The 16,107-nt window shown below is 67.1% G+C and carries 15 protein-coding genes; 14 read left to right on the top strand and 1 reads right to left on the bottom strand.

Features of this window, described 5'->3' with window-relative positions; translation table 11 throughout:
- Nucleotides 1-24: 24 nt before the first annotated feature.
- From VAR608DRAFT_RS05915 to VAR608DRAFT_RS36780, 10 genes are all read left to right on the top strand, one after another.
- Entirely contained in the window at nucleotides 25-1,356 is a 1,332-nt protein-coding gene (locus VAR608DRAFT_RS05915) for an ABC transporter substrate-binding protein (protein WP_088953208.1), read from the top strand.
- Nucleotides 1,357-1,527: 171 nt separating this feature from the next.
- Nucleotides 1,528-2,460 (top strand): carbohydrate ABC transporter permease, encoded by a 933-nt coding sequence (locus VAR608DRAFT_RS05910; protein ID WP_331713041.1) that lies wholly within the window; start codon nucleotides 1,528-1,530, stop codon nucleotides 2,458-2,460.
- Entirely contained in the window at nucleotides 2,457-3,410 is a 954-nt protein-coding gene (locus VAR608DRAFT_RS05905) for a carbohydrate ABC transporter permease (protein ID WP_088953207.1), read from the top strand. The genes VAR608DRAFT_RS05910 and VAR608DRAFT_RS05905 overlap by 4 nt, the downstream gene beginning before the upstream one ends.
- On the top strand, nucleotides 3,407-3,637 hold the full coding sequence (locus tag VAR608DRAFT_RS05900; RefSeq protein ID WP_088953206.1) for a hypothetical protein: 231 nt from the start codon (nucleotides 3,407-3,409) through the stop codon (nucleotides 3,635-3,637). The genes VAR608DRAFT_RS05905 and VAR608DRAFT_RS05900 overlap by 4 nt, the downstream gene beginning before the upstream one ends.
- 4 nt (nucleotides 3,638-3,641) lie before the next feature.
- Nucleotides 3,642-4,763 carry an ABC transporter ATP-binding protein gene (locus VAR608DRAFT_RS05895; protein ID WP_088953205.1) on the top strand — a complete coding sequence of 374 codons (1,122 nt, stop codon included), beginning with the start codon at nucleotides 3,642-3,644 and terminating at the stop codon, nucleotides 4,761-4,763.
- Nucleotides 4,756-5,790, top strand: coding sequence for an ABC transporter ATP-binding protein (locus VAR608DRAFT_RS05890; RefSeq protein ID WP_088953204.1), 1,035 nt, complete (start codon nucleotides 4,756-4,758; stop codon nucleotides 5,788-5,790). The genes VAR608DRAFT_RS05895 and VAR608DRAFT_RS05890 overlap by 8 nt, the downstream gene beginning before the upstream one ends.
- 29 nt (nucleotides 5,791-5,819) lie before the next feature.
- Nucleotides 5,820-6,407, top strand: a complete 588-nt coding sequence (dhaL, locus tag VAR608DRAFT_RS05885) for a dihydroxyacetone kinase subunit DhaL (RefSeq protein WP_088953203.1) — start codon at nucleotides 5,820-5,822, stop codon at nucleotides 6,405-6,407.
- A 49-nt stretch (nucleotides 6,408-6,456) separates the two neighbouring features.
- Nucleotides 6,457-7,446: a dihydroxyacetone kinase subunit DhaK gene (gene dhaK / locus VAR608DRAFT_RS05880; protein WP_088953202.1), complete on the top strand. Its 990-nt coding sequence runs from the start codon at nucleotides 6,457-6,459 to the stop codon at nucleotides 7,444-7,446.
- 94 nt (nucleotides 7,447-7,540) lie between these two features.
- Entirely contained in the window at nucleotides 7,541-7,834 is a 294-nt protein-coding gene (locus tag VAR608DRAFT_RS05875) for a type II toxin-antitoxin system Phd/YefM family antitoxin (protein WP_088953201.1), read from the top strand.
- Nucleotides 7,831-8,226, top strand: coding sequence for a hypothetical protein (locus VAR608DRAFT_RS36780; protein ID WP_157730668.1), 396 nt, complete (start codon nucleotides 7,831-7,833; stop codon nucleotides 8,224-8,226). The genes VAR608DRAFT_RS05875 and VAR608DRAFT_RS36780 overlap by 4 nt, the downstream gene beginning before the upstream one ends.
- Here the strand turns inward: VAR608DRAFT_RS36780 and VAR608DRAFT_RS05870 are convergent.
- A complete protein-coding gene (locus VAR608DRAFT_RS05870; RefSeq protein ID WP_088953200.1) occupies nucleotides 8,187-9,152 on the bottom strand; it encodes a LysR family transcriptional regulator in 966 nt (321 codons plus the stop codon). The two genes, VAR608DRAFT_RS36780 and VAR608DRAFT_RS05870, sit on opposite strands and share 40 nt — an antisense overlap.
- A gap of 308 nt (nucleotides 9,153-9,460) precedes the next feature.
- On the opposite strand from VAR608DRAFT_RS05870, the gene VAR608DRAFT_RS05865 reads away from it, so the two are divergent.
- The 4 genes from VAR608DRAFT_RS05865 to VAR608DRAFT_RS05850 are packed head-to-tail and all read left to right on the top strand — an operon-like array spanning nucleotide 9,461 to nucleotide 16,105.
- Nucleotides 9,461-11,191 (top strand): DUF1302 domain-containing protein, encoded by a 1,731-nt coding sequence (locus VAR608DRAFT_RS05865; protein ID WP_231973271.1) that lies wholly within the window; start codon nucleotides 9,461-9,463, stop codon nucleotides 11,189-11,191.
- Between the two features lie 19 nt (nucleotides 11,192-11,210).
- On the top strand, nucleotides 11,211-12,581 hold the full coding sequence (locus VAR608DRAFT_RS05860; RefSeq protein WP_088953198.1) for a DUF1329 domain-containing protein: 1,371 nt from the start codon (nucleotides 11,211-11,213) through the stop codon (nucleotides 12,579-12,581).
- A 15-nt stretch (nucleotides 12,582-12,596) separates the two neighbouring features.
- Nucleotides 12,597-13,706, top strand: a complete 1,110-nt coding sequence (locus VAR608DRAFT_RS05855; RefSeq protein ID WP_197700481.1) for a WD40/YVTN/BNR-like repeat-containing protein — start codon at nucleotides 12,597-12,599, stop codon at nucleotides 13,704-13,706.
- Nucleotides 13,703-16,105: an efflux RND transporter permease subunit gene (locus VAR608DRAFT_RS05850; protein WP_231973270.1), complete on the top strand. Its 2,403-nt coding sequence runs from the start codon at nucleotides 13,703-13,705 to the stop codon at nucleotides 16,103-16,105. The genes VAR608DRAFT_RS05855 and VAR608DRAFT_RS05850 overlap by 4 nt, the downstream gene beginning before the upstream one ends.
- Nucleotides 16,106-16,107: the final 2 nt, after the last annotated feature.

The raw sequence follows: 16,107 nt of genomic DNA, 5'->3' as shown, positions 1-16,107 counted from the left end.
CAACCCAAGTTTGGAGATCGCCTTATGACATCGATTGCCAAGTTCACCCGGGGATTCGCCACCATCGCCGCCTTCGCAGCGCTTGCGCTCGGAACGAGCGCCGCGCGTGCCGAGGACAAGACGCTCACCTTGTGTTGGGCCGCCTGGGATCCTGCGAATGCGCTGGTCGAGCTCTCCAAGGATTTCACCGCCAAGACCGGGGTGAAGATGAAGTTCGAGTTCGTGCCATGGACGAGCTACGCCGATCGCTTCCTCAACGAGCTGAACTCGCACAGCAAGCTGTGCGACCTGATCATCGGCGACAGCCAGTGGATCGGCGGCGCGGCGGAGAACAAGCACTACGTCAAGCTGAACGACTTCTTCGACAAGAACGGCATCAAGATGAGCGACTTCGTGCCGGCGACGGTGGTGGGCTATTCCGAGTGGCCCAAGAACACGCCGAACTACTGGGCCCTTCCGGCCATGGCCGACGCGGTAGGGTGGACCTATCGCAAGGACTGGTTCGCCAAGCCCGCGCTGCGCACGGAGTTCAAGTCGAAGTACGGCCGCGAGCTGGCGCCGCCCAAGAACTGGGACGAGTTCCTGCAGGTGGCCAAGTTCTTCCAGGGCCGCGAGATCGACGGCAAGAAGGTCTACGGCGCCTACGTCTTCACGGAGCGGGGCTCCGAAGGCATCACGATGGGCGTGACCAACGTCCTGTACGGCTACGGCTTCGACTACGACAACCCGAAGAAGGCCTACCAGATGAACGGCTTCGTCAATTCGGCGGGCGCGGTCAAGGGTCTGGAGATCTACAAGGAGATCTTCGACTGCTGCACGGCGCCGGGCATGACCAATGCCTACATGTCCGAAGGGCTCGACGCCTTCAAGTCGGGACAGGTCGCCATGCAGATGAACTGGTTCGCCTTCTTCCCGGGGCTCTACAAGGCCATGGGCCCGGAGAAGATCGGCTTCTTCGTCAACCCGGCGGGGCCCAAGGGGCAGTTCAGCCAGCTCGGCGGGCAGGGCATCTCCGTGGTGTCCTACTCGGAGCACCAGGACGATGCGCTGCAGTACATCAAGTGGTTCGCGCAGCCGGCCGTGCAGCAGAAGTGGTGGGAGATCGGCGGCTACTCCGCCCTGAAGGCGGTGGTGGATGCGCCGAGCTTCCCGAAGAGCGCGCCGTTCGCGCCTGACTTCCTGGCGACGATGGCCATCGTCAAGGACTTCTGGGCCGAGCCGAACTACGCCTCCCTGTTGCTCGACATGCAAAAGCGCATCCACAACTACGTGGTGGCGGGCCAGGGTTCCGCGCAGCAGGCGCTGGACGGCCTGGTCAAGGACTGGGACAAGGACTTCAAGGACAGCGGCAAGTAGGCCGGCACCTGGCCCGGGTCGCCCTGAGCGGACGACTCCGGGCTGGGGAGGCCACTGCGCCACTCCCGCAGCTTCAGCGATCCGGCTGTGAACCGGCCGACGGCCATCAACGCAGAGGAGACGTCCGTGAACGCGCGTATCGGAATTGCAGACGAAGCGGTCGCGCCGGTCATCCCCGGCACGGCCCCGGCCCGCGAACATCGCCCTGCCGTACGTTCGGCCGGCATGTCGGACCGCGGCATCGCATGGCTCTTCATTGCACCCACCATCGTCCTGCTGCTGGCGGTCAACATCTTCCCGCTCATCTGGACCATCCGGATGTCGTTCACCAATTTCAAGGCGAACATGGGATGGTTGAAGGTCCGCAACGTCGGGATTGACAACTACATCGACATCCTGACCGACGCGGACCTCTGGTCCGGCATGCAGACCACGGCGCACTTCGTCTTCTGGTCGATCCTGTTCGAGGTGCTGCTGGGCTTCGGACTGGCGTTGCTGGTCAACCGCAGGTTTCGCGGCCACAGCTTCTGGACCACGATCATCCTGCTGCCGATGATGCTTTCGCCGGCGGTGGTGGGCAACTTCTGGACCTTCCTGTTCCAGCCGCAGGCGGGCCTCTTCAACTACGTGGTCAGCTTCTTCACGGGCATTGCGCCGAGCTCGTTCCAGATGATCGGCGACGTGCGGCTCGCGCCCTGGACCATCGTGCTGGTCGACACCTGGATGTGGACGCCCTACGTCATGCTGATCTGCCTGGCCGGCCTGCGCTCGATCCCCGATTCGATCTACGAGGCGGCGGAGGTCGACCGCGCATCGACCTGGCGCACCTTCTGGTCGGTGACGCTGCCCATGGTCATGCCCTTCCTGATGCTGGCCGTGCTGTTCCGCGCCATCGAAAACTTCAAGATGTTCGACATGGTCAACCTGCTGACCAACGGCGGTCCCGGTGCGCTGACCGAGACGGTGTCGATCACCCTGAAGCGGGCCGCGTTCGAGAAGTGGCGCACGGGCTGGTCCTCGGCGCTGGCCATCATCCTGTTCCTCGCGGTGTTCGGCGCCGCGAACATCTACGTCAAGGCCCTCAACAAGGTGAAGCAGCGATGAGCAACACGATGACTGCCCACTCGGTGGTCGAGGCCTCTGCCTGGACCAAGCGGATCGCGGGGACCCTGGTCGTGGTCTACGCGCTGGTGATGATCACGCCGCTCCTGTGGATCTTCCTCACCAGCTTCAAGACCTCGCAGGACGCGATCGCCTATCCGCCGAAGGTGTTCTCCGAGCTGTCGCTGGAGGGCTACTGCAACCTCTTCACGATCCGCTCGCACCAGACGCAGGAGTTCATGGCCGCGCTGCCGCCGCCCGACGGCTACTGCGCCCGGATCGCGCGCGAACAGAACATGGTCATCGCCGGGCCCTCGAAGACGCCCGGGCGCCTGATGAACTCGCTGGTCATCGGCTTCGGCTCGACCTTCCTCGCGGTCTTCGTCGGCACGCTGGCCGCCTACGCGCTTTCGCGCTTCAAGGTGCCGCTGAAGGACGACCTGATGTTCTTCATCCTGTCGACGCGCTTCATGCCGCCGATCGCGGTCGCGATCCCGATCTACCTGATGTTCCGCCAGGCGGGCCTGCTCGACAGCTACCTCGGCATGATCCTTCTCTACACCTCGGTCAACGTGTCGCTCGCGGTCTGGCTGCTCAAGGGCTTCATCGACGAGATCCCGCGCGAATACGAAGAGGCCGCGCTGGTCGACGGCTATACGCGCCTGCAGGCGTTCGTCAAGACCGTGCTGCCGCAGGCCACCACGGGCATCGCCGCGACGGCGGTGTTCTGCCTCATCTTTTCCTGGAACGAATACGCCTTCGCGGTGCTGCTGACCAGCGGCAATGCGCAGACCATGCCGCCCTTCATTCCGTTCATCATCGGCGAGGGCGGACAGGACTGGCCCGCGGTGGCGGCGGCGACGACGCTGTTCGTCATTCCCATCCTCGTTTTCACCGTGCTGCTGCGCAAGCACCTGCTGCGCGGGATCACCTTCGGAGCGGTACGCAAATGAACCGCCAGCCAACACCCGAAGAAGCCGGCGGCGATGGCCGCGAAAGTGGCCGTGGCAAGGGCCGCCTGTTGCGGCGCGGGCCGTGGGAGAACGCCTCGACCCTCGTGATCGGCCTGGGCCTTTTCATGCTCATGCAGCCGATCGCCATGGAGCTCTACACCTGGTCGTTCCCGGTGATCCTCGCCGGCACCGTCGGCTTTCTCGTCACCAGCCACTTTCCGGAGTAGCGCCATGGCCGAGATCCGTCTGGAAAACCTGCAGAAGCGCTTCGGCGACTTCACCGCCGTGCGCGAGGCGTCCTTCACCGTCGCCGATGGCGACTTCTTCGTCCTCCTCGGCCCGTCGGGTTGCGGCAAGACGACCACGCTGCGCATGATCGCCGGGCTGGAGCTGCCCTCGTTCGGCAAGATCCTGCTCGACGGCGAGGACGTGACCTTCAGCCGCGCCTCGCACCGGGACATCGGCTTCGTTTTCCAGCTGTTCGCGCTCTACCCGCGCATGAACGTGCGGGAAAACATCGCCTTCCCGCTGCGTTGCCAGAGCGTGCCGCGGGCCGAGATCAGGCGTCGCGTCGCGGAGGTCGCTGCACTGCTGCGGATCGAGCATCTGCTCGATCGCCCGGTGGCCGGCCTCTCGGGCGGCGACAGCCAGCGCGTCGCGCTGGGCCGCGCCATCGTCCGCCGCGCCAAGGCCTTCATGATGGACGAGCCGCTGGGCGCGCTCGACACCGAGTTCCGGCACCTCATGTGCGTCGAGCTGAGGGCGCTCCACGAGCGCATCCATGCCACCACGGTCTACGTCACCCATGACCAGATCGAGGCCATGGCGATGGCCGACACGATCGCGGTCATGAATGGCGGAGTGGTCGAGCAGCTCGGACCGCCGATGGAGGTGTACGAGCGGCCGGCAAGCGTGTTCGTGGCCGACTTCATCGGCTCGCCGGCCATGAACTTCCTGCCGTTCGAGGCCGCCCTGGCGCGTGGCGCCGAGGCCATCCGCGTCGGCGGCGCCTCCGTGCCCGTGCCCGTGCTGCGCGAGGACGTGAGTGCGCGGCCCCTGTTGTGTGGCGTGCGGCCCGAGCACATCCACTTCTCCCATGACGCCGCGTTGCGCGCCGAGGTGCTGGCGACCGAGTACCTGGGCAACTGCCAGATCGTGACCTTGGCGACGGCCGACGGCACCACGCTGCGCGCCAAGGCCGACGTGAACACCGCGGCCGCCCGCGGCGACCACGTGGGCCTGCAGTTCGACGCCGCCGCCGTTTCGCTGTTCGATCGCGCCTCGGGCCGCTCGCTGCGAACGGCGCGCGACGACCTTCCCCTTGGCACCCGTGCGGGAGTCGACCATGGCTGAACTGCGGCTGTCATCCGTCACCAAGCGCTTCGCTGCGGTTGCGGCGGTCCAGGGCCTGGACCTGGAGGTCCGGTCGGGCGAATTCATCGTCCTGCTCGGGCCGAGCGGCGCAGGCAAGACCACCACCCTGCGCCTCGTGGCCGGGCTGGAGCGCCCGGACGAGGGGCGGGTGCACATCGCAGGGCGCGACGTCACGACCCTGGCGCCGGCCCGGCGCGACGTGACCTTCGTCTTCCAGCAGTATTCGCTCTATCCGCACCTGAGCGTGTTCGAGAACCTCGCGTTCCCATTGCGCTCGCCGCTGCGACAGACGCCCGAGGCGGAGATCCGGCGCAAGGTCGAGGAAGTAGCGCGGCTCCTGCGCATCGAGGACAAGCTCCAGAGTCCGTCGACGCGGCTCTCGGGCGGCCAGATGCAGCGCGTGGCCATCGGCCGCGCCCTCGTGCGCAACCCGGCCGTGACGCTGATGGACGAGCCCCTGTCCTCGCTGGACGCGAAGCTTCGTGACGACCTGCGGCTGGAACTCAAGCGCATCCAGCAGGACCTGTGCGCCACCATGCTGTACGTGACGCATGACCAGACCGAGGCCATGACCATGGCCCACCGGGTCGGCGTCCTCGAGCGCGGCCGCCTGGTGCAGGTCGGCACGCCCAGGCAGATCTACGAGAACCCGGTGAGCAGCTACGTCGCCTCGCGCCTCGGATCGCCGCGCATCAACCTCGTGCCGCGCAGCGCCCTGGGCGAAGCCGCGGCGCCGCCGCAGGCCGAGACCGCGGGCCTGCGCGCCGAGCACCTCGAGCTGGCGGCAAGCGCCAGCGCCGCGGCGCGCGGCGGCGCGGCGGCGCGCGTGCTCCGGCTCGAGAGCCTGAGCGACCAGCGCCTGGCGCACGTGGCGCTGGAAGGCAGCGGGCACGAGATCGTCGCCAGCCTTCCGGCCGGCGCCCGCGCCGCGCCGGGAGACGCGGTGCGGCTCCAGTGGCGGCATGCGCTGTGGTTCGATGCGCACGGCCAGCGGGTCGCAGCCTGATCCGACATCACCCGACCGAAAGGGAGACCATGATGCACAAAGCCCTGATCCAGGCCGCCACGCAGGCGCTGATCGACCACACCGACGAACTCACCGAACTCGACCGCGCCATCGGCGACGGCGATCACGGCCTCAACATGCGTCGCGGCGCGCAGGCGATCCAGGCGCGCATCGACGAATTCGACGGCCATTCGCTCAACGACGCGCTGCGGTCGATGGGCATGATCTGCATGTCGAGCATCGGCGGCTCGTCCGGTCCGGTCTTCGGCACGCTGCTGGTCACCCTGGGCAAGGAGTTGCCGGCCCGGCCCTCGTCCGACGACCTGGCCCGGGCGCTGGACACCGGCATCAAGGCACTGACCCGCCTCGGCAAGGCCGAGGTCGGCCAGAAGACGCTGCTGGATGTGCTCGACCCGGTGCGCCGGGTGCTGGAGCAGGGCGGCGCGGACCTCGGAGCCCGGGTCCGCCAATGCGCGCTGGACAGCGCGAATGCCACCGCGCACATCGAGGCGACACGCGGCCGCGCGTCGTTCCTGGGCGAGCGCGCGCGCGGCCATGTCGACCCGGGTTCGCGTTCCATGGCATTGATCATCGGTGCCATTTGCGACACGCTATGACTCCCGGTCAACCCCGTTGCCCCCACTCGGAATCACACGGAAGCGCCCCATGAAAAAACTCATCAACCACGTCGACAGCGTCCTGGCCGAATCGCTGGACGGCTTCGCTGCCGCGCACGCGGACATCGTCACCCTCGGGGACGCAAGACAGTTCGTGCGCCGGCGCACCCTCAAAGAGGGCAAGGTGGCGCTCATCTCCGGCGGCGGCTCCGGACACGAGCCGCTGCACATCGGCTTCGTGGGCCACGGCATGCTCGATGCGGCCTGTCCCGGGCAGATATTCACCTCGCCCACGCCGGACCAGATGCTCGCGGCGGCGGAGTCCGTGGACACCGGCGCCGGCGTGCTGTTCGTGGTCAAGAACTACTCGGGCGACATGATGAACTTCGAGATGGCCGCCGAGATGCTCGACCGCGAGAGCGACATGGTGGTCATCAACGACGACGTCGCGGTCGAGAACTCCACCTACACCACGGGGCGGCGAGGGGTCGCCGGGACGCTCCTGGTCGAGCGCATCGTGGGTGCGGCGGCCGAGCTCGGCAGGGGCCTGGCCGATCTGAAGGCGCTGGGCGATTCGGTCAACCGGTGCACGGCCAGCATGGGCGTCGCGCTCAGTTCGTGCACGGTACCTGCGGCCGGCCAGCCGACCTTCCAGATCGCCGCGGACGAAATGGAACTGGGCGTCGGCATCCACGGCGAGCCGGGCCGCCGGCGCGTCAAGATGGCCAGCGCGGACGACATCGCCGCGGAGCTGACCGGCAATGTGCTGAAGGACCTGTCGCTCAAGCGCGGGCAGGAGGTGGTCCTGCTGGTGAACGGCTTCGGCGGCACGCCGCTGCACGAGCTGTACGTGATGGTCCATGCGGTGCACCGCATCCTCGAGGGCGCCGGCGTCCACGCGGTCCGGCACCTGACGGGCTCCTACGTCACCTCGCTGGAGATGGCCGGCTGTTCCATCACCGTGAGTGCCATGGACAGCGAGATGCTTTCGCTCTGGGACGCGCCCCTGCACACTGCGGCGCTGCGTTGGGGCATGTAGGCCGGCGGCGTGTCGGGTCGACACCCTGTGATTGCAAGGGGACAGGCTTGGCTGCTAGACTGACATTAACGAAGACCTTAACGGATACCGCAATATGGCCTTGAGAGCATCGGACATCGTTCCAATCAGCGAAGCGCGCGCTCGGCTCACGGAGTTGGCCGAAGACGTGGTGGGGAGCGGCTCCGAGAAGGTGCTGACCAAGAACGGTGCGAGTTACGTGGCCTTGGTGGATGCGCGCCGGCTGGACTACTACCACGCGCTGGAGGCGGAGCACGCCAACCTGGTGCTGGCTGAAGATGCAATCAGGGGCCTACGGCAGGCCTTGGCTGGGCAGTTCGTATCTGATGAGGAACTGGACCAGGCTCTGGGCGTCGCCTCGAAGTCGTGAGCCTTCCCGTCAACGCAAGAGTTCGGGCGGTTCCGAACTTCCTTGCATCGCTGCAAGCCGTGCGCAGCTTCATGGAAGAGCAGGACGCCGCTTCCGCGTCGATGCGCTTCAGGAAATTGCAGGCCGAAGTGGTCAAGGCGCGGGCGCTTCTCTCATTCGCACCCGCAAGCGGTCGACCCGCTCGATTTCTTGATGCCAGGTCGGGTTGGGGGCAGTTTCAAGCTGAGCAGGCACGAAAACTTGCCCAAGCAGTGGGTCAGCCCGGCCTGCGAGAACTGGTGCTGGCTCGCCATGTCGTCTTGTATGCGCACTCCGAGCGAGAGGTGGTGTTCCTCTCGATACGGCACGAGCGTCAGTTGGGGTACGAACTGCCGGAGCATCCTCCCGGCTGAACTGCGAGGGGTGAACCCTCCCCAACCTCGTTGGCCAATGCCTTCAACCGCCGGCGCAGCCAGGCGTGCGCCGCGTCGAGGTTGTTGTGCGGATTCCACTGCATCACGAGATCCAGTCTGGGGATCTCGAAGGCAGGCGTCAGCAGGCGCAGCGGCAGCAGGCGCGAATACATGAGCGCCAGGCGCGTATGGATCGTGGCGATGCGCTGGGTGCCCACGACCAGCAAGGGCAGCGCGTTGAACGTGCTGGCCGTCACGACGACGTTCCTCATCACCCCGTGCGTGGACAGGAACCAGCTTTCGAAACTCGGGATCCGCCGGTCGCCGAACTGCGCCGCCACGTGGCGCGCGGCCATGTAGTCGTCGAAGCTCACCGAGTCGCCCTGCAGGTGATTGCCGGACCACACGACGCAGCGGTAGCTTTCCTCGAGCAGTGCCTCCATCGGGTGTTGCGCACTGGCGTTGCGCTCGGGGTAGATCGCGATGTCCACGTCGCCGCGTTCCAGCCGCTCGACGTTGCTGTCGCCGAGGCCGACCACGTCGATCGAGATGCCCGGCGCCTCCGTTTCCAGGCGCTGCGCCAGCGGCGTCAGCAGCACCGTCGTCGCGTAGTCCGAGGCATTGAAGACGAAGCGGCGGCGCTCGCTCGCCGGGTCGAACTCGGCCTTGGCCGCCAGCGCTGCGCGCGAGCGCAGGATGATGTCGCGCACCGGCTCGCGCAGGTCCTGGGCCAGCGGCGTCAGCTCCATCCGCCGGCCGATCTGCACCAGCAACTCGTCGCCGAACTGCTCGCGCAGGCGCCCGAGCGCGCTGCTGGTGGCGGAGGCGCCGATGTGGAGGCGCTCGCTGGCACGCGTGACGTTGCGGGTTTCCAGCAGCGCATCGAGCGCAAGGAAGAGATTGAGATCGAAGTGGCCGAGTCGCATGGCCTCATTCTGGCACCCGGCGCCGAGGATTTGATGGCATCAACAGCTGATTCCGAAATCATTTGATTTTCGGGAATCGAAGCCATTCCTAACATTGCGGCCGGCAAATTCAAGAGAACGAGGAGACATGACGAAATTCGCAGCCAGAGACCGTCACCGCTGAGGTGAGCCCGCGGGCGTCCGCCCCGCAAATCCCCGAGCACGAACCCCGTCCAGCGCGCATGCGCGAACTGGCGGGTTGGGCGCAGCCATGCCTGGCGCGCCCGGATTTCCGTCCACCACGACAACCAGACCTAGAACGAGACAACGTGACACGCCTATCCGCCTTCCGCCCGCCCGAGGCACGCCGCCGAAACGGCAAAGACGCCGCCCCCGCATTCGCCGCCCTGACCGCAGCCGCCCTGCTGGCCGCTGCCAGTCCGGCGGCCTGGGCCTTCGAACTGGAGACCGACAACCCCGATCTCAAGATGCGGCTCGACACGACCGTCAAGTACAGCAATGCGTTTCGCCTGAAGTCGGCGTCGCCGGCATTGATCTCCGACCCGAGCACCAATCCCAACTCGTCGCTGTACTTCCCCAACATGGACGACGGCGATCGCAATTTCAATCGGGGGCTGATCTCGAACCGGCTCGACCTGCTGGGCGAATTCGACCTCAGCTACAAGGATTTCGGCGGCCGAGTCAGCGTGGCGGCCTGGGGCGACAGCGTCTACCACCGCGGAACTGCCAACACCTCGCCGCAGACTTCCAATTCGGTGCCCTACAACAGGTTCACGTCGGCGACGAGCCAGTTGCACGGCGGCGATGCCGAAGTCCTGGACGCCTTCGTCTTCGGCAAGACCGATCTGGGGAGCATGCCGCTGTCCGTCAAGCTGGGCCGCTTCAACCAGCTGTACGGCGAGAGCTTCATGATGGGTTTCAACGGCATGGCCGCCGCCGCGGGCGCCGTCGACGTGATCAAGGCCGCGTCGGTGCCGAACTCGCTGTTCAAGGAATTCATGCGCCCGACCCCTCAGATTTCGGGGCAGCTGCAGATCAACTCGGACGTCACTGTCGGCGGTTACTACATGCTGGGCTGGGAGCCCGATCGCCTGCCGGCCACCGGCAGCTACTTCTCGAACGTGGACTTTCTCGGCACCGGCGCGACGCGCTTGATCGTCGGGTCCTCGCCGCTGGGCAATGTCGGCTTCTATCGCCAGGCCGACATGGAGGCCAAGTCCTCGGGCCAGGGCGGGGCGCAGATCAAATGGCATGTCGGCGAGGTCGACTACGGTCTCTATGCCGCGCGCTGGAACGAACACGGCCCGCAGCTGTACCTGCACCCCTACACGACGATCGCGCCTTTGGCGAACATCAACGGCCTGGGCCTGCAGGTGGGCACCTACCAGTGGGTCTATCACGAAGGCGTGAAGGCGGTGGGCGGCAGCTTCAGCACCACGGTCGGAAACGTCAACCTCGCGGGCGAGGCTTCGGTTCGCTACAACGCGTCGCTCGACAGCGACGCCCAGGTCGATCTCACCGGCCGCGGCAACAACAGCGACAACCCCCTCTACGCAGTCGGCAAGACCGCGCATGCGCAGCTGTCGTGGATCGCCGCACTCGGCCCGAGCTTTCTTTCGAGGGAGGCCGATTTCGTCGGCGAACTGGCCTGGAACCGGGTGCTCTCCGTGACCAAGAACCTCTCCGCGCTCAATCCCAATGCAACGCGCGATGCGGCCAACGTGCGCACTGTCTTCGAGCCCAAGTACCGGCAGGTGCTTCCGGGGCTCGATTTCTCGGTGCCGGTCGGTTTGGGCTGGGGGCTCATGGGCAACTCGGCTGCGGTCGGCGCCTTCCTCGGGAAGGACACGGGCGACCTCAGCATCGGCTTGAACGGGACCTACCTCGGGGTCTGGAACTTCGCACTCAACTACACCCATTACCTCGGCAAGGCCGGGACCTTCCTGATCGCCGATGCCAGCGGCAACTACCACCGTTCGTTCCTGCAATCGAATGCCGACCGGGACTTCATTTCTTTCAACGTACGGCGCACGTTCTGATCGCCAAGGAGACATCAGCATGATTCACAAGCAGAAGCACAAGCGCGCGGCGCGCATTGCGGCGGCCGCGATCCTGTCGGCTGCCGCGGCGGTATCCGTCCAGGCGGCGGTCTCGGGCGACGAAGCGGCCAGGCTCAAGACCGAACTGACCCCGCTGGGCGCAGAGAAGGCCGGCAACAAGGACGGCAGCATCCCGGCCTGGAGCGGGGGCTACACCACGCCGATCCCCGGCTTCAAGAACGGCGGCAAGCGCGGCGACCCGTTTGCCGCCGACAAGCCGCTGTACTCGGTGAATGCGAAGAACATGGACTCTTACGCCGACAAGCTCACCGACGGCGTCAAGGCGATGCTCAAGAAGTACCCGGACAGCTTCCGCGTCGACGTCTATCCGGCGCGGCGCACCGCGGTGGCGCCGCAATGGGTGCTGGACAACACGTACAAGAATGCCACCAACGCCAAGCTCAACGGCAATGCGCTCGAGGGCGCGTACGGCGGCATTCCGTTTCCGATCCCGAAGAGCGGCGCCGAGGCCATGTGGAACCACGTGCTGCGCTGGCGCGGCGAGTCCTGGCACGTGGCGGTCAAGGGCATCCAGACCACCGCCGACGGCAGCCACGTGATGACCGGCGAGCTGTCGGGCGACTTTCAGATGCCCTACTACTTCAAGGACGGATCGCTCGACAAGTTCAACGGCGAGCACTGGATGATCCGGCTCCTGAGCTCCGGCCCGCCGATCCGCGCCGGCGAGGCCATCACCGGGCGCCAGAACCTGGATCCGGACAAGACCCAGGTCTGGGTCTACATCCCCGGGCAGCGCCGCGTGCGCAAGGTTCCCAACGCCTGCTGCGACACGCCGACCCAGGCCTCGGCCGGCGTGGCGACCTTCGACCAGACCGACGTGTTCGACGGGCGCCTCGACCGCTTCGACTGGAAGATCGTCGGCAAGAAGGAAATGCTGATCCCCTACAACGGCAACAAGCTGCTGCAACCCAAGGAATCGGAGGTGCTGATGGCGCACCATCTCAATCCCGAGCACATGCGCTGGGAGCTGCACCGGGTGTGGGTGATCGAGGCCACGGTCGCGCAAGGCAAGCGGCATGTGTCCCCCAAGCGCCGCTACTACCTCGACGAGGACACCTGGATCGCCGTGCTTGCCGATCACTGGGATGCCAATGGCCAGCTCTGGCAGATGGGCTTCGCCAACCCGATCGTGATGCCCGACCTGCCCGGCACGACCTCGCCGCAGCAGTTCGGCTTCTACGACCTGGTCTCCGGCGCCTGGTACTTCGACAGCGCACTCAACGACGCGCCCGAGCAATTCAAGCTGATGCCGCGCTACCCCGACACCCGGTTCACGGCGGATGCCCTGGTCGGCGACGGCGTGCGCTGATATCCGGCCCGATCCATGACCACGCACGCACTGTCGCGGCGCACCGCCCTGTTGCTCGGCGGCGCCGCGCTCCTCCCTGGCCTGGCGGCGCCGAAGGCCGTGGCCGCCGTGGCCGAGCCGCTCGATCGGCCGGCACTGCCGACCCGCCTGGCGGCGCGCTCCGCCCTGCTCGGGCTGGCACGCGCCGGCAGCCGCCTGGTGGCGGTCGGCGAGCGCGGCATCGTCGTGCTGTCCGACGACGCGGGGCGCAGTTGGCGCCAGGCGGCCGCCGTGCCGGTCAGCGTCACGCTCACGGCGGTGCAGTTCATCGACGCGCGTACCGGCTACGCGGTCGGGCATTACGGCGCGGTGCTCAGGAGCGAAGACGGCGGCGAGCACTGGGAACGCCTGCTCGATGGCGACACAGCGGCGCAACGGGTGCTGCAGGCGGCCCAGGCGCACGGTGCCGGCGACGATGCTTCGGCGAGGGCACTGAAGGAGGCCCAGCGCGGCGTCCAGGACGGGCCCGACAAGCCCTGGCTCGCGCTGCACTTCATCGACGCGCTGCGCGGCATCGTGGTCGGTGCCTACAACCTGGCGCTCGCCACCGAGGACGGCGGCAAGAGCTGGCAACCCTGGCTCGACCGCCTGCCCAACCCCAAGGCCAGCCATCTCTATGCGATCGCGCGCCAGGCGGACGAGATCTGGCTGGCCGGCGAACAAGGACTGGTTCTTCACTCCGCCGACGCCGGCGCCAGCTTCAGGCGTCTCGCGCTGCCCTACAGCGGCAGTTTCTTCACCGCCACGCTGGTGCCCGACGGCGGCGGCGCGGCCATCGTCGTCGCCGGCCTGCGTGGCAACGCATGGCGCAGCGCCGACCAGGGCGAGAGCTGGCAGCGCATTGCGGTGCCGATGCCGGTATCGCTGACCGCCGCCACGCTCGATGCCAAGGGCGCGCTGTATCTGGCCGACCAGGCCGGCCAGGTGATGGTCAGCCGGGATGCCGGCCGCACCCTGGCGCCGTTCGGCGAGTCACCGACACCGCAGGTGGGCGCGCTGCTCGCGCTCGACGGCGGAAGCCTGCTGGTGGCCGGTTGGCGCGGCGTCGGCCTGGCCGCGCCGAGCAAGAAAGGATTGGCATCGTGACCCCCGATTTGTCAGCTGGCCCGCAGGACGCCGGGCGTGGGTTCGACCCGCGATCGGGATCGCTGGTCGAACGCCTGCTGTTCAACCACCGCGGCATGGTGCTGATGGCTTGCGCATTGATCACGCTCCTGCTCGGATGGCAGGCCTCGCACCTGAGGTTCAACGCCAGCTACGAAAAGACCATCCCCGCGCACCACGCCTTCATCGCCAACTACCTGGCGCACCGCAGCGACCTGAAGGGACTGGGCAATGCGGTGCGCATCACGGTCGAGAATGCAGGCGGCACCCTGTACGAGCAGAAGTACCTCGACACCTTGCGTCGGCTGAACGACGCCGTGTTCCTGCTGCCCGGGGTCGACCGCGCCGGCATGAAGTCGCTCTGGACACCCAATACGCGTTGGGTCGGCGTCACCGAAGAAGGACTGGAGGGCGGCCCGGTCATTCCCGATACCTACGACGGCAAGGCCGAGAGCCTGCGCCAGCTCGAGGCCAACGTGCAGCGCTCGGGCGAGATCGGCCAGCTGGTCGCGCAGGACGGCCGCTCCAGCGTGATCTACGTGCCGCTGCTCGCCACCGATGCCACGGGCCAGCCGCTCGACTACGCGCGCTTCTCGGCCGCGCTGGAGGACCTGCGCAGTCAATACGAGCGCGAAGGCGTGCGACTGCACATCACCGGCTTCGCCAAGATCGTCGGTGACCTGATCGAAGGCCTGAACAAGGTCCTGCTGTTCTTCGCGGTGGCCATCGCGATCGCGGCGGCCATGGTCTTCGCCTACACGCGCTGCGTGCGCTCGACCTTGCTGGTGGTGGCGAGTTCGCTGGTGGCGGTGGTCTGGCAGCTCGGCGCGCTGCCGGCACTGGGCTACGCGCTGGACCCTTATTCGATGCTGGTGCCCTTCCTGGTGTTCGCCATCGGCATGAGCCATGGCGCGCAGAAGATGAACGGCATCATGCAGGACATCGGCCGTGGCGTGCCCAAGTGGGTCGCGGCCCGCTACACCTTCAGGCGTCTTTTCCTGGCCGGCCTGACGGCGCTCCTGGCCGATGCGGTGGGGTTCGCGGTCCTGCTGGCGATCGACATCCGCGTCATCCAGGAGCTGGCGGTGGCAGCCAGCATCGGCGTTGCGGCGCTGATCTTCACCAACCTGATCATGCTGCCGATCCTGCTGTCATTCACCGGCGTCAGCGCCACGGCCGCGGCGCGCAGCGTGCGCGGTGACGGAGCAGAGGGCGGCACCGCCCTGTGGCGGACGCTGCAGCGGTTCACCGAAAGGCGCTGGGCGATTCCCACCGTTGCGGTGGCGGTGCTGCTGGCCGGCCTGGGGGCGGTGATGAGCCAGCGGCTGGCCATCGGCGATCTCGACCCCGGCGCGCCGGAACTGCGCCCCCTGTCGCGCTACAACCGCGACGTGGCCTTCGTCAACGCCAGCTACGGGGCCAGCAGCGACGTGTTCGCGGTGATGGTGAAGACGCCCGATGGCGACTGCTCGGCCTATCGCACGCTGATGCGCGTCGATGCGCTGGAATGGCAATTGCGCCAGATCGAGGGCGTGGAGGCCACGCAGACGCTGGCCCAGCTCAATCGCTTCGTGCTGGCGGGACTGAACGAAGGCCAGCCCAGGTGGTTCGACCTGATCAAGAACCAGGGCATGCTCAACACGGTGACCGCCAACGCGCCGCGCGGGCTCTACAACGACACCTGCAATCTGCTCACCGTCTACGCCTTCCTGGGCGACCACAAGGCCGCCACGCTGACGCGCGTGGTCGATGCGGTCGCGGCCTTCGCGCGCGACAACGACGGCGACGGCGTCCAGTTCCAGCTCGCGGCCGGCAGCGCCGGCATCGAGGCGGCCACCAACATCGTGGTCAAGGAAGCCTGGACGCGCATGCTGTTGCTGGTCTACGCGGCGGTGGCGGTACTGGCCTTCATCACCTTCCGCTCGTGGCGCGCGGTGCTGGTTGCGGTGCTGCCGCTGATGCTGACCTCGGTGCTGGCCGAAGCCTTGATGGTGGCGCTGGGCATGGGCGTCAAGGTGGCCACGCTGCCGGTGATCGCACTCGGCGTCGGCATCGGCGTCGACTATGCGCTCTACATCGTCAGCGTCATGCTGGGCGCGCTGCGGCAAGGCGCGAGCGTGGGCGAGGCCTACCGCCGCGCACTGCAGTTCACCGGCCGGGTGGTGCTGCTGACCGGCCTGACGCTCGGCGTGGGCGTGGCCACCTGGGTCTTCTCGCCGATCAAGTTCCAGGCCGACATGGGACTGCTGCTGGCCTTCATGTTCCTGTGGAACATGCTGGGCGCGCTGGTGTTGTTGCCGGCGCTGGCCCACTGGCTGCTGCGCCCGCAAATCGCCACCACGCCCGAGTCGTCACCCGCCGTCGCGCCAGCACTGCCCTGAAC

This window comes from Variovorax sp. HW608 (assembly GCF_900090195.1).
Lineage (GTDB): Bacteria > Pseudomonadota > Gammaproteobacteria > Burkholderiales > Burkholderiaceae_C > Variovorax.
This window is presented reverse-complemented; position numbering and strand designations above follow the sequence as displayed.

Bases quoted from the DNA above. Each gene is read 5' to 3' on its own strand.
- VAR608DRAFT_RS05915 (WP_088953208.1), top strand. From the start codon at position 25: ATGACATCGATTGCCAAGTTCACCCGGGGATTCGCCACCATCGCCGCC.
- VAR608DRAFT_RS05905 (WP_088953207.1), top strand. From the start codon at position 2,457: ATGAGCAACACGATGACTGCCCACTCGGTGGTCGAGGCCTCTGCCTGG.
- VAR608DRAFT_RS05900 (WP_088953206.1), top strand. From the start codon at position 3,407: ATGAACCGCCAGCCAACACCCGAAGAAGCCGGCGGCGATGGCCGCGAA.
- VAR608DRAFT_RS05895 (WP_088953205.1), top strand. From the start codon at position 3,642: ATGGCCGAGATCCGTCTGGAAAACCTGCAGAAGCGCTTCGGCGACTTC.
- VAR608DRAFT_RS05890 (WP_088953204.1), top strand. From the start codon at position 4,756: ATGGCTGAACTGCGGCTGTCATCCGTCACCAAGCGCTTCGCTGCGGTT.
- dhaL (WP_088953203.1), top strand. From the start codon at position 5,820: ATGATGCACAAAGCCCTGATCCAGGCCGCCACGCAGGCGCTGATCGAC.
- dhaK (WP_088953202.1), top strand. From the start codon at position 6,457: ATGAAAAAACTCATCAACCACGTCGACAGCGTCCTGGCCGAATCGCTG.
- VAR608DRAFT_RS05875 (WP_088953201.1), top strand. From the start codon at position 7,541: ATGGCCTTGAGAGCATCGGACATCGTTCCAATCAGCGAAGCGCGCGCT.
- VAR608DRAFT_RS05870 (WP_088953200.1), bottom strand. From the start codon at position 9,152: ATGCGACTCGGCCACTTCGATCTCAATCTCTTCCTTGCGCTCGATGCG.
- VAR608DRAFT_RS05860 (WP_088953198.1), top strand. From the start codon at position 11,211: ATGATTCACAAGCAGAAGCACAAGCGCGCGGCGCGCATTGCGGCGGCC.
- VAR608DRAFT_RS05855 (WP_197700481.1), top strand. From the start codon at position 12,597: ATGACCACGCACGCACTGTCGCGGCGCACCGCCCTGTTGCTCGGCGGC.